Source organism: Trinickia soli, from assembly GCF_002879855.1.
Classification (GTDB): Bacteria; Pseudomonadota; Gammaproteobacteria; order Burkholderiales; family Burkholderiaceae; genus Trinickia; species Trinickia soli.
Map to the genome: position 1 here is coordinate 93,287 of NZ_PNYB01000013.1, position 12,526 is coordinate 105,812.

The window sequence follows — 12,526 nt, forward strand, 5'->3', positions numbered from 1 at the left end:
CCATAGGGCACTCGCGATCACGATCACGATCGCTGTTCCAACCGGTGGCTGATCTCCGTCGCCACCATTGCCAGCGACGTCGAGCCAGAAGAGACAGACCGCACCAACGGTGCAATCGCGTCTTCGTCGATCCATTCAGCCCCGTAAGCGCCGGACAGCGCCGCAACGATCAACAAATCTCCCATCGATTCAACGTTCAGCCGGTTGCCGATTTCGATTTGCAGCGCACTGAACGCTTTCCGCTGAGTGGGCGTCAAGGGCGTCATGATCGACGGCGCGTGTGTCTCGACGTATGTTTGGAGCGCAATCCGACTTGCCAGCGCCTCGAACCGTCGTTGCTCGTCCTCGTCAAGCACTAGCGGTGTGACAACCCGTGACGCCGGCTGCACCCGCGAACGCGACAATTGCTTCAGCACACCGTCCTCATCGACATACGCCCAAGCGCAAATCGGCCCCCACAAGGCCGCCTGCCTTCCCGGATCAAAACACGCAATGATGTCTTCCATCACGCGCGGATCGTATGGTCGAAGCATCGCAGCGGCATCTCCGAATTTCGCACGAATGAATGCAGCCAGATGACGAGCAAGCTCATTGGACGGCAGCGGCGACCAGATCCAACTCGTCAGATGGTATTCGCGCGCCAGCGTTGCGATCCTGGCGGCGAGTCCACCATTCAGATCACTAAGCGACACGAGCAACGGCGACGCGTCTGTGCGCTCGTCGTCGAACGCATAGACAAAAAGCGACTCCAGCTGCGCGTCGACCAGCACCGATGCAAGGTTGCCGAACTTCTTGCCCGTCTCATCCATCGTCGCGCCGGCATAGATTGCGCTATCGAGCAACGCGTAGAGGGTAAGCCCCTCGCCTTGCACGGCGCCAACCGATCGCAACCCGTTAAGCAATTCTTCGTCGTTCATCTTCAGTTGCTGATCGCGAAAGGCATCTTGGTTTGTGCCGCCCGAATCATGCACTCCACGCAGATTTGCTGCGGTAGTTGAGGCATGGGATACGGCATCTCCGTGGGCCCGGCAAACACGCGCTTCGCGCCCTTCACATCGATGGACCCCGGGGCGTGTACTTCGATGTTGCCGTCTTTGATGCGGATATATGCGCCGCCTGAAGTCAGCAGGACCTCGCGCTTACCGGCCATTTCAATGACATCGGTGATCGAAATCACCTTCACACCTTTATGCGCGCTCAGGTCGATTCCGTCAGAGTGCGCCTGAACCTCGATCTTCCCTTTCCCCGCAAACAACTTCATCCCCGCGTTCTGCACGAAAAGGCTCAGCTTCTCGCCTATCGAAGCGATGAGCGACTTCCCGCTAGCGATATGAGTGCTCGCGCCGCTGACGACGCTCACGTGCTTGTCCGCAGCGATATTCGTCGATTGCTGGGTCGACAGCCCGATACCCGATGGACTCGCCATCAGCATGATCGGCTCTGCGAAGCCATTCGCGTTGCCGGTCCCTCCACCCGCTGTCCTGCCGCCGCTCGATGCATCGCCGGACACGCTGCTCTGTGTCGCATCCGTGAACGCCTTCAGCGAGTCGTGCCCGTCCTTCAGACTCTCCGCCTGATGCCCCGCGCTCGCATCCGACAACGCCTCAACCACGCTCTCAGCATTGACGAGCTGCTTACTGGCCGGCCCCACATCCATCGGTTGCTTGACCGAAGCCGGATGGCTGGACACATACAACCCCTGCCCCGCCCGAATCGCACCATACGCATTCGACTTCAGATCAAAGCCCGAGCCGAGATACCCGCCCCGCGTGTTGCCGTTGTGATCGATCAGGTAGCCGAGATGCAGATGCGAATCCGCGCTCGTCGAATATAGATGGACGCGGTTCTGCCCCGTCGCATCATCCATAACGAGTTGATTGAATCCGCTGCCGCCATACTCCTTCGACCGATACCCCGACAGCAACCCGTTCGTGTGCCAAACCGGCGGCGTCGGCCCACCATGCATACGGCCGACAATCACTGGCCGATCGCAATCACCGCCCATAAAGCCGACGACCACCTCATCGCCCTTGCGCAGCGGAAAATGCCCCCCGCGCTGATGCCCGGCATCGGCAAACGCAGCCCGCACCCATACCGACGCCTTTTCATCGCCTTCATTGCGCCGATTCCACGGAAACCACACCTTCACCCGGTTGAGCGAATCGGTATAAATCTCCTCGCTATCGGGCCCGGCAACGATCCCGGTCTGCAATTCGAGAACGGGCTTGCGATGCTCGAACCGACTGCGAAACGGCAAGCGCCGCCGTTGCGCTTCAATTTCGACTTGAAAATAGCCTTCGCTGCCATCGGGATGACGAACCTTCACCCCGCCCGCATTCGCCCGCGCGGCCGCTGACACTTCCGATTGCAAACTGTCCGCGAAATCGGCCACGCCATCCATACCGGGCAGGTTGTTGCGAATGGTCCAGGTCGTCTCCAAGATCGCGAACTCGCGATCTTCCTCAGGCTCCTTTTCGTGGATCGGATGCCCTTCCAACGTGAACCAATACCCGGGCCGCGCCGAGCGCAAGCTGCCGATCCCATGAAACCGCTTCATCAGCGATTCCCACGCCTCCACACACATGGCGTTTTGATGCTCGCCTCGATCGCGCACACCCCACGAATACGCGCCCGTATAGTCGTACACCTCGCCTTGCGCCGGGATATCGTCACGCGGGCTGATCGCGCTGCGCACCTCTTTATGCAGATCAGGCCGCTTGTAATCGAAGGTTCGCGTCGTCAGCTTCGCGCTTTGGATCAGCTGTTGCTCTTTCCACTGCGTAAATCCCTCGCTTTCTTCGCGTAGACCCGTGCGGACAAACCGCACTGTCTTATCCGCGAGCCGCGGCACGAAATACAAATCGTCCATCAACACCAGCGCATGCGACTTGCCATCCTCAGCCTGCTCGAAGCGACCGAATACGCCGGCCTCTTCCAAACTGCGATGCACGAAATTCCAGTCGTCTTCCCATTGCACGCGGTTCGAATACTGCGGCATGGCTTGCCGAAGATCGAAGCGATATGCGCCCTGCGCCTGCGGATGTTGGTCGAACACATCGGCAACAATCTGCTCGCCCGTTTGCTCCTGCCAATCGCGCATATCGCGGCGCAGCGGCAAAAAGCACATCCAGGAGGAAAAGCGCAACTGATAGAACGTCAGATAGCCATCGCTGCCTAGCCTGCAGAACGATTTGACATACCCGTGATGTGGCAAATACGAGCGATCGGCTTGCTGCAGCCACAAGGTTACCGGCTGCCCAATCAAAGCCTTCAATTCGATTTCACGACCTTTCGTCGATGCGGCGTCGACGACGAACTCGTAATCCCGGCCCAACCTGGATGTGCCCTTAGCATGCAATGGCAGCAACCAATCCGCGCCCAATGGCGTGTCGAGTCGAAGCAAACGACCGGCTTGCCCGCCTCCCGCGAATGCGGTGTCGGACAGCAATTGAGATCCCATGGAGATCGGCCCTCTCAGACATCTTTGCGTTTTTATTGGGCGTTGATTTTAATCGATGCGGCCACGAATACGCGAGAGGACGCACGATCAATGCGTTATCGGCCAATTCGGAAGATTTCGAGGGTGGGCGCCCGCACTCGCTTGGTTCCGGCCGGGCACGATCGACGCAGGAAGGGAAAGAGACCCTCTCAAGGCTGAGGAAACCGCGGTAAGGCGTCGGGCGGCGCGGATACACGGCGCTTGTCAACGGCCTGCACTACCGCTCGCACAATCGACGAACAAAGACGCTCACACCGGATAAATTCGACTACCCCAACCAATATTTGACGTCAATACCGAAAATCCTCGACCACAGTCCTGCACAACATGTGAGTGTATTGCTGCACTACATCCCGCAAGGCGCGGCGGGGCGCCCCGACTCGATATCCCACCATCTGAATATGGCAATTTAGAGACACCGGCTAGCAAGACTACGATTTGCTTGGCGACCGGGATGTATTTTTGCTAAATTAGTAACCAAAGTAGCAAAACAAAGTTCTACAAATGTAGTTTTACTTCAAACGAGGAGACACCGCCCCCACGAGCGGTCTCGAACCCGAGCGCAGCGCGAACGGCTCACCAGGCCCGCGGCTGACCCTCGCGCGTTCCGATGGATCTCCCTAGAAAAATTCCCGCTCGGGCGATGCTCTCGCCCGAGCGCTATTCGCAGTAGTGGCTTCACTTTTGACAGGGTAATGGAGGAGAAGATGAAGAAAGCTTTGCTCGCCGCAGCGCTCATGTCGGCTGGCGTCATCGCCCACGCTCAAAGCAGCGTGACGCTGTACGGTCGCGTCGACGCAGGTATCGAGTACATGACGGGCATCCCCAATGCAGCTGGCGGCGGTTCGAGCTCGCGTTTCCGCGCAGAGAGCGGTGACTGGGGCACGAGCCTGTGGGGTTTGAAGGGTGTTGAGGACCTGGGCGGCGGCAATCAGGCTGTGTTCAAGTTGGAGAACGGCTTCAACCTGATGAACGGCCAGCTCCAAAGCAGTCTCTTCAATCGTTGGGCGACGGTCGGCCTGTCCAATGCCAACTACGGTACGTTGACGATGGGCCGCATGCTCTACATCGCGAACGGCGTGTGGGACTTCGATCCGTTCGGTCAATCGAGCTGGTCGTCGGCATCGCTCGTGCGTGGCCGCAACTGGCCGCAGTCGAGCAACAACATCGCGTACCAATCGCCGAAGTGGAACGGTTTCGACATCTACGGCCAATACGCGCTGTCGAATGCGACGAACTGGAACGGCAATAACGCGAACGGCCAAGGCCGCGAAGCCGGTCTGCAACTGACGTACACGAACTCGCTGTTCCAGGTGCGAGGCATCTATGACGAAATCCGCGACCCGGCAAATGGCCAGCTCAACGGCACCGTCGCTGCCGGCGGGAACCCGGCGAACACTGGCGCGTACAACTACTCGCGCGAGTACACGGCTGCAGTGAACGTGTTCCTTGGCCAGTTCAAACTTCAAGGTGCTTACCAGGCTATCCGCACCTCGGGTATCAACGCGCAAGTCGCTGGCGTGCCCTCGACGCTTGATCACGAATGGGGTGGTGTGACGTGGCAAGCCACGCCGGCCGCAGCCGCTATCGCCGCCGTTTATCACGTGAACGGCAACAACGGTGCGGGCAATGCGACGATTTACACGATCGGCGGCACGTACAACCTGTCCAAGCGCACGCTGCTCGACATCCAGATCGCAACGGTACGCAACAGCAAGAATGCCAACTTCAGCCTGGAAGCGAACGGCGTCGGCAATGCGGACAACCCTCTGCCCGGCCACAGCCAATCGGGCGTCTACGCTGGCATTCAGCACTCGTTCTAAACGAACGGCGTAGCCTACAAAAAAAGTCTTAATCGGGTTTCACCCGGGCTTTGCCCGGGTGTTCCACGAGTTTTATACGAGTTTTAAGTTTCACGCTGCTGCGAGAGGCGCGTATCGGTGCGGTGTCCCGTCAGGGCATCGCACCTTTTTTTTTGTGTGTTCAGATCGGCGCTATCCGTGCAAGGGCGATGGCTCGCGCTCGCATCCGCAGACCGAAAGAAGCGAAAAGACCGAACAAACTGAACAAACCAATGCGCCCGTGCCCGTTGCAACGGCGAGCGCCCCGGCCGATCATTTCGTCGATCGAAGCGAATCAGACTGCCGCTTCGTTCTCTTCGCCCGTCCGAATGCGAATCACGCGTTCGACTTCGGTCACGAAGATCTTGCCGTCGCCGATCTTGCCCGTGCGAGCCGCGCCGATGATCGCGTCGATGACCTGGTCGCACTGCAAGGCCGCAACCACCACTTCGATTTTCACCTTCGGCAGGAAATCGACGACGTATTCGGCACCACGGTACAGCTCCGTGTGCCCCTTCTGGCGTCCAAAGCCCTTCACTTCTGTCACCGTCAGGCCTGTGAGGCCCACTTCGGCCAGCGCTTCGCGCACTTCGTCGAGTTTGAACGGTTTGATGATGGCGGTAATGCGTTTCATGGCGTGCCTCGTAAGATCAACGAACTTAAAACGGACAAATGGACGACCCGATCCAGCGATTCTACGCCGCGGCCGCCCGCGTCCGGCCAGCGCAACGGCGTGACAGCGCTATGACTGGATCGGCTCGGTATAACGCGAGGTGATCGGATAGCGCCAGTCGCGCCCAAATGCACGATGAGTCACGCGGATGCCGATCGGCGCCTGCCGGCGCTTGTATTCGTTGAGCTTGATGAGGCGCGTCACGCGGGCGACATCCGCGCGCGCATAGCCGGCCGCGACGATGTCGGCGAGCGACTTGTCCTCTTCCATGTACATGCGCATGATCGCGTCGAGCACGTCGTACGGTGGCAAGCTGTCCTGATCCGTTTGGTGCTCGCGCAGTTCTGCCGACGGCGCGCGCGTGAGAATCCGCTCGGGGATCACGTCGCGGCTCGCGAACCGCGTCGCGCTGTTGCGATAGCGGCAGAGACGGTAGACGAGCGTTTTCGCGATGTCCTTGATCACGGCGAAACCACCGGCCATGTCGCCATACAGCGTGCAGTAGCCAACGGCCATTTCGCTTTTGTTGCCTGTGGTCAGCACGAGCGAGCCGAACTTGTTCGACAACGCCATCAGCAAGGTGCCGCGAATGCGCGCCTGGATGTTCTCTTCCGTCGCATCCTCGGGTAGGCCTTCGAATTCGGGCGCGAGCGCGCCGCGGAACGCTTCCATCATCGGCGCAATCGCGATTTCGTCGTAGCGCACCCCGACGCGCCGCGCCATTTCGGCCGCATCGGAGGTCGAGATGTCGGCCGTGTAGCGCGAAGGCATCATCACGGCTCGCACACGATCGGCACCCAGCGCGTCGCACGCAACCGCGAGCACGAGCGCCGAATCGACCCCGCCCGAAAGGCCGATGATCGCGCCCGGGAAGCCATTCTTGCCGATGTAATCACGCACGCCGAGTACGAGCGCCGCATACGCCTGCGCTTCGAGCGACTCCGCGGCGGCGATTTCACCGCCCAGCGGCCGTGCGCCTTCGAATTCGACGATCGCGTGGCCCTCGACGAATTGAGCCATGCGCGCGACCATCTCGCCTTGCCCATCGAGCACGAACGAACCACCGTCGAAGATCAGTTCGTCCTGTCCGCCGACGAGATTGACATAGACGACGGGCAGGCCCGTTTCGACCACTCGCGCGCGGACAATGTCGACGCGCGTCGCGTCCTTGTTCAGGTGGAACGGCGAGCCGTTCGGAATCAACAGCACCTGCGCACCCGCCGCCTTCGCGAGTTGCGCCGCCGATGCGTGCCATGCGTCTTCGCAAATGATGACGCCGTATTTGACGCCATCGAGCTCGAACACGAACGGAGTCGTGTCGGAGGCGAAGTAGCGCTTCTCGTCGAAAACTTCCGTGTTGGGCAGATCCTGCTTCAGGTAGGTGCCGACAATCCGGCCGTCGACGATCAACGACGCCGCGTTGTAGGTGTCGACGGGAGCTGCGCCGCGCTGGATCGGCGCGTTTGCATTACCATGACCGCTCGCCGCCGCAGCATCGGCAGCACGGTGCGGATGGCCGACGATGACGTGCAGCCCGGCAAGCGGCGCCAGTTTCGCGGCCAGCTCGCGCAAGGCCGCGGCGCACGCGGCATAGAACGCCGGGCGCAGCAGCAGATCCTCCGGCGGATAACCGGACAGCGAAAGCTCCGGCGTAATGACCAGTTTCACGCCGTCGCGATGCGCCGCCTGCGCGACGTCGACGATTTTGGCGATATTGCCGGCGAAATCGCCGACGGTAGCGTTGATTTGTGCTAGAGCAATACGGGTTTTCATGGCAGTGAGCGGCAAGCGGCCGTTGCGGCCGGACGACTCGGCGAAATAAACGACGGGCGCGGTGTGCGACGCACAGGCATCGCACCGTCCCGAAGAACACGGTCGGACGACAGTTGAAACAGGAACGCATCGATTATCGCATGGGGCTTCTAGACTCGCCGCTCGAGGTGGACGCGCGCGAGTGGAACGCGCTCGTTGCACGCCAGCCGCAGCCGACGCCATTTTTGCGGCATGAATTTCTGAGCGCGTTGACGACCACGAATTGCGCCACCGGGCAAACGGGCTGGGCGCCGCGCTTCGTCACGCTCGTCGATGCGCAAACGGGCGCGCTCACGGCCGCGGCGCCGCTCTACGTCAAGCAGCATTCGTATGGCGAGTACGTGTTCGATTGGGCCTGGGCCGACGCCTATCAGCGCAACGGGCTCGCCTACTACCCGAAGCTCGTCTGCGCCGTGCCGTTCACGCCCGTGCAGGGCACACGGCTCATCGCCACCGACGAGCACGCGCGCAGCCGGCTTGCCGCTACGCTCGTGGCGCTGGCCGAGCAATCGGACGTGTCATCGCTGCACGTGCTGTTTCCCACGGAGTACGAGGCGGACACGCTCGAAGCACTGGGCATGATGCGGCGCGAGGGCATCCAGTTTCACTGGATCAACGACGGCTATCGGGATTTCGAAGATTTCCTGTCGACGCTCGAACAGAAGAAGCGCAAGAACATTCGCGCCGAGCGCCGCAAGGTGCGTGAGGCGGGCGTCACCTTCAGGCGCGTGCGCGGCGAGGATGCGTCCGATGCCGACTGGCGGTTTTTCAATCGATGTTATCGGCAGACGTATCGCGAGCATTTCTCGTCGCCGTATTTGAATCTGGAATTCTTTCGCATGATCGGGCAGAGCATGCCCGAGAATCTGCTGCTCGTGATCGCCGAGCGCGAAGGCCGGCCCATTGCGAGTTCGCTGATCGTTTATCAGCGAGATGCGCAAACAGGAGGGGCGTTATACGGGCGCTATTGGGGCGCCGTTGAGCATGTCCCGTGCTTGCACTTTGAGACGGCTTATTACCAGCCGCTCGAGTTTTGCATCGAGGAAAAGCTGGGCGTGTTCGAAGGCGGTGCGCAAGGGGAGCATAAGATGGCGCGCGGCTTTATGCCGACCGTCACGCATTCGGCGCATTGGCTCGCGCATCCGGCTTATTCGGACGCCGTCGCGCGTTTCTTGGAAAACGAATCGAACCTCATTCACGCGCACTTCGACGAACTGCGCGAACATGATCCGTTCAAGAAGCACGGATAGCCCGGCACACCCACGGATCACGCGACGATGGCTTGGTTTCTCTACCTGATCGAATGCGCGGACGGCAGCGTCTATACCGGCATCGCCACGGATGTACAAGCGCGCTACGACAAGCATGCGGCCGGAAAGGGAGCCCGCTATACGCGTGCGCGCAAACCTGTCGCGCTGCTGGCTTCGTTCGAGTTGGCCGACCGTTCGAGCGCGTTGCGCGCCGAATACCGCGTCAAGCAGCTTTGCGCTGCCGATAAGCGTGCGCTCGCGGCCGGCGAGCGCACGTTGGAGTCGGTCATGCCCGAACTCGTTACTTCTTGAAGTTCGCGACGCCTTCGCTGATTTCCTTGTGCGCGGCGTCGATGCCGGCCCAGCCTTCCACCTTGACCCACTTGCCCTTTTCGAGCGCCTTGTATTGCTCGAAGAAGTGTTTGATCTGGTCCTTCAGGTAGCCGGGAACGTCGTCGATCGACTTCATGTGCGCCGTCATCGGGCACAGCTTGTCGTGCGGCACGGCGACGAGCTTCGCGTCGACACCCGATTCGTCGGTCATCTGCAACATGCCGAGGGCGCGCGAGCGCACGACGCAGCCCGGGATCAGCGGGAACGGCGTGATGACGAGCACGTCGACGGGATCGCCGTCGCCCGACAGCGTTTGCGGAATGTAGCCGTAGTTGACCGGGTAGCGCATGCCCGTGCCGATGAAGCGGTCGACGACGAGCAGGCCCAGTTCCTTGTCCGCCTCGTACTTGACCGGATCGCTTTGCGCCGGGATTTCGATGACGACGTTGAAGTCTTGCGGCAGATCCTTACCAGCGGGGACGTGATTGAAGCTCATGGCGTTCTCTTCAGGAAATGGAAATGGGAAAACGTAGGGCTCGCGCCGCCAGACACGGCAGCGGCGGCTGATGCAGGCGCGCCCCGAAGGCGCGCCGGAGCGCGCGACGGGCGTTGCGCGCCATTATAGCCGAGCAGGCATGCGCACTTTGCGCGCGGATCGGGCCATAATGCCCTCCGAGTGACGTTTCGACTGACAGTTCTGATCCGATCCGTGCGACCACGAGGAGCTTTGGATGATGGAAGAAGCGAAACACTTCATCGGCGGTCGCGCCACGGCCCCCGCGAGCGGCGAGTCGATCGACGTGATCGATCCGTCCGACGGCGAGGTCTTCGCCCGCATCGCGCGTGGCGATGCCGCCGACGTGGATGCGGCGGTGCGCGCGGCTCGTGCGGCCTACGACGATGCCTGGGGGCAAACGAGCGCCGCCGAGCGCGGCCGCATTCTGTCGCGGCTTTCGCTGCTGATCGCTGCCTGCGGCGACGAACTCGCGCGCCTCGAAGCGCGCGATACGGGCAAGCCGCTGCGCGAAGCGCGCGCCGACGCCGCCGCGCTCGCCCGCTACTTCGAGTTCTATGCGGGCGCGTGCGACAAGCTCCACGGCGAAACGCTCCCCTATCAGGCGGGCTACACGGTCATGACCGTACGCGAGCCGCATGGCGTGACGGGCCATATCGTGCCGTGGAACTATCCGTTGCAGATCTTCGGGCGAAGCGTCGGCGCAGCACTGGCCGCCGGAAACGCCTGCGTCGTCAAACCCTCCGAAGACGCGTGTCTTTCGCTGCTGCGCGTGGCGGCGCTCGCAGCCGAGGCCGGGCTGCCCGACGGCGCATTGAACATCGTGACGGGCTACGGCACGCAGGCCGGCGCGGCGCTCGCACGCCACCCGGGCGTCGATCATATTTCGTTCACGGGATCGCCCGGCGTCGGCACGCTCGTCGCGCAGTTGGCCGCCGAGCACCATGCGCCCGTCACGCTGGAACTGGGCGGCAAATCGCCGCAGATCGTCTTCGCCGATGCCGACCTCGACGCCGCATTGCCCACGCTCCTGGCGGCGATCGTCCAAAACGCCGGGCAAACCTGCTCGGCCGGCAGCCGCGTGCTGATCGAGCGCGCGATCTACGCCCCCCTCGTCGAGCGTCTCTCGGCCGCGTTCGACGCGCTGCGCGTCGGGCCGAGCGCGCTCGATCCCGACTGCGGCCCGCTCATCAATGCCCGGCAGCATCGGCGCGTCGCGCAATTTATCGCGGATGCCGAGCGCGACGGCGTGCGGCTCGCGGCCCAAGGCAAAATCGTCGCCGAAGCGCCCCGCGGCGGCTTCTACCAGGCGCCGACGCTCTTCATCGACGTCGCCCCCCAACACCGCATTGCCCAGGAAGAGATCTTCGGGCCTGTGCTCGCGGCCATGCCGTTCGACGACGAAGCGCAAGCGTTGGCGCTCGCCAACGGCACGCGCTACGGGCTGGTCGCAGGCGTCTGGACGCGCGACGGCGCGCGCCAGCTGCGGCTCGCCAGACGGATTCGCGCAGGGCAGGTGTTCGTCAACAACTACGGTGCCGGCGGCGGCGTCGAATTGCCATTCGGCGGCACGGGCCAATCGGGGCACGGGCGCGAGAAAGGATTCGAAGCGCTTTACGGTTTCACGACGCTCAAGACGATTGCCATTCGGCACGGTTAGCGCGTCGGGCGCGGTCGCTGCGGTGGACCGCAGCGGTCCATTCACGCAGGTGCGACCGGACGCGTACGGTCGGGCTGCAGGCGCTCGCCGGGACGAGATACAACAATGGGCAGGGCCGATCAGGCCAGGAGGAAGACATCATGCGATTGCAGGGCAAGACGGCCGTCGTCACAGGCGCGGGTTCCGGATTCGGTGAAGGCATCGCGAAGACGTTCGCCCGCGAGGGCGCCAACGTCGTCGTCAACGACTTGAACGGCTCGGCTGCGCAGCGCGTCGCAAGCGAGATCGCACTCGCAGGCGGGCGCGCGATTTTCGCCGAAGGCGACGTCACCCGGATCGACGACTGGCATGCGCTGCGCACCGCGGCGATCGACGATTTCGGCAGCGTGCAGATCGTCGTCAACAACGCCGGCACAACGCACCGAAACAAGCCTGTCATGGAAGTGACCGAAGCGGAATTCGATCGCGTCTATGCCGTCAACGTCAAAAGCATCTACTGGAGCGTGCAGGCCTTCGTGCCGTATTTCCGCGAGCAAGGCGCCGGCGTGTTCGTCAACATCGCGTCGACGGCCGCCGTGCGTCCGCGTCCGGGGCTCGTCTGGTACAACGGCAGCAAGGGCGCCGTGATCGTCGCCAGCAAGGCGCTCGCCGCCGAACTCGGCCCCGACCGCATTCGCGTGAATTGCGTGAACCCCGTCATCGGCGAAACGGGCCTGCTGGCGCAGTTCATGGGCTGCGAGGACACGCCCGAGAACCGTCAGCGCTTTCTGGCCGGCATCCCGCTCGGCCGATTTTCAACGCCGCAGGATGTGGCCAACGCCGCGCTCTATCTGGCGTCCGACGAGGCGGCGTTCATTACGGGCGTCAGCCTCGAAGTCGACGGCGGGCGCTGCGTGTAGCCGCTTTACCTGAGTTGCCGGATTTCACCGATGTACCGTTTCACC

10 protein-coding genes are annotated in these 12,526 nt (G+C 62.1%); 5 read left to right on the forward strand and 5 right to left on the reverse strand.

Annotated features, from left to right (window positions below):
* Positions 1-23 precede the first annotated feature (23 nt).
* Positions 24-917: a DUF4123 domain-containing protein gene (locus tag C0Z19_RS16465; RefSeq protein ID WP_102610907.1), complete on the reverse strand. Its 894-nt coding sequence runs from the start codon at positions 915-917 to the stop codon at positions 24-26.
* Between the two features lie 2 nt (positions 918-919).
* Complete coding sequence (locus C0Z19_RS16470) at positions 920-3,460, reverse strand: type VI secretion system Vgr family protein (RefSeq protein ID WP_102610908.1); 2,541 nt, start codon at positions 3,458-3,460, stop codon at positions 920-922.
* A 746-nt stretch (positions 3,461-4,206) separates the two neighbouring features.
* Between C0Z19_RS16470 and C0Z19_RS16475 the strand changes: the two genes are divergently transcribed.
* Positions 4,207-5,322, forward strand: a complete 1,116-nt coding sequence (locus C0Z19_RS16475) for a porin (RefSeq protein WP_102610963.1) — start codon at positions 4,207-4,209, stop codon at positions 5,320-5,322.
* 313 nt (positions 5,323-5,635) lie between these two features.
* Here C0Z19_RS16475 and C0Z19_RS16480 read toward each other — a convergent pair whose 3' ends face one another.
* Both C0Z19_RS16480 and C0Z19_RS16485 read right to left on the reverse strand, forming a co-directional pair.
* Complete coding sequence (locus tag C0Z19_RS16480; protein WP_102610909.1) at positions 5,636-5,974, reverse strand: P-II family nitrogen regulator; 339 nt, start codon at positions 5,972-5,974, stop codon at positions 5,636-5,638.
* Positions 5,975-6,082: 108 nt separating this feature from the next.
* Entirely contained in the window at positions 6,083-7,786 is a 1,704-nt protein-coding gene (locus C0Z19_RS16485; protein ID WP_102610964.1) for an NAD+ synthase, read from the reverse strand.
* A 113-nt stretch (positions 7,787-7,899) separates the two neighbouring features.
* Between C0Z19_RS16485 and C0Z19_RS16490 the strand changes: the two genes are divergently transcribed.
* Positions 7,900-9,075, forward strand: a complete 1,176-nt coding sequence (locus tag C0Z19_RS16490) for a GNAT family N-acetyltransferase (RefSeq protein ID WP_102610910.1) — start codon at positions 7,900-7,902, stop codon at positions 9,073-9,075.
* Positions 9,076-9,102: 27 nt separating this feature from the next.
* Positions 9,103-9,387: a GIY-YIG nuclease family protein gene (locus tag C0Z19_RS16495; RefSeq protein WP_102610911.1), complete on the forward strand. Its 285-nt coding sequence runs from the start codon at positions 9,103-9,105 to the stop codon at positions 9,385-9,387.
* Here the strand turns inward: C0Z19_RS16495 and ppa are convergent.
* Complete coding sequence (gene ppa / locus C0Z19_RS16500; protein ID WP_102610912.1) at positions 9,377-9,904, reverse strand: inorganic diphosphatase; 528 nt, start codon at positions 9,902-9,904, stop codon at positions 9,377-9,379. The genes C0Z19_RS16495 and ppa overlap by 11 nt on opposite strands.
* 238 nt (positions 9,905-10,142) lie before the next feature.
* On the opposite strand from ppa, the gene C0Z19_RS16505 reads away from it, so the two are divergent.
* Positions 10,143-11,582 carry an aldehyde dehydrogenase family protein gene (locus tag C0Z19_RS16505; RefSeq protein WP_102610913.1) on the forward strand — a complete coding sequence of 480 codons (1,440 nt, stop codon included), beginning with the start codon at positions 10,143-10,145 and terminating at the stop codon, positions 11,580-11,582.
* 140 nt (positions 11,583-11,722) lie between these two features.
* The gene (locus C0Z19_RS16510; RefSeq protein WP_102610914.1) at positions 11,723-12,481 is read left to right on the forward strand and encodes an SDR family oxidoreductase; all 759 of its coding nucleotides are present in this window, start codon (positions 11,723-11,725) and stop codon (positions 12,479-12,481) included.
* The last annotated feature ends 45 nt before the right edge of the window (positions 12,482-12,526 follow it).

Bases quoted from the DNA above. Each gene is read 5' to 3' on its own strand.
- C0Z19_RS16510 (WP_102610914.1), top strand. From the start codon at position 11,723: ATGCGATTGCAGGGCAAGACGGCCGTCGTCACAGGCGCGGGTTCCGGA.
- C0Z19_RS16505 (WP_102610913.1), top strand. From the start codon at position 10,143: ATGGAAGAAGCGAAACACTTCATCGGCGGTCGCGCCACGGCCCCCGCG.
- C0Z19_RS16480 (WP_102610909.1), bottom strand. From the start codon at position 5,974: ATGAAACGCATTACCGCCATCATCAAACCGTTCAAACTCGACGAAGTG.
- C0Z19_RS16495 (WP_102610911.1), top strand. From the start codon at position 9,103: ATGGCTTGGTTTCTCTACCTGATCGAATGCGCGGACGGCAGCGTCTAT.
- ppa (WP_102610912.1), bottom strand. From the start codon at position 9,904: ATGAGCTTCAATCACGTCCCCGCTGGTAAGGATCTGCCGCAAGACTTC.
- C0Z19_RS16465 (WP_102610907.1), bottom strand. From the start codon at position 917: ATGAACGACGAAGAATTGCTTAACGGGTTGCGATCGGTTGGCGCCGTG.
- C0Z19_RS16470 (WP_102610908.1), bottom strand. From the start codon at position 3,460: ATGGGATCTCAATTGCTGTCCGACACCGCATTCGCGGGAGGCGGGCAA.
- C0Z19_RS16485 (WP_102610964.1), bottom strand. From the start codon at position 7,786: ATGAAAACCCGTATTGCTCTAGCACAAATCAACGCTACCGTCGGCGAT.
- C0Z19_RS16475 (WP_102610963.1), top strand. From the start codon at position 4,207: ATGAAGAAAGCTTTGCTCGCCGCAGCGCTCATGTCGGCTGGCGTCATC.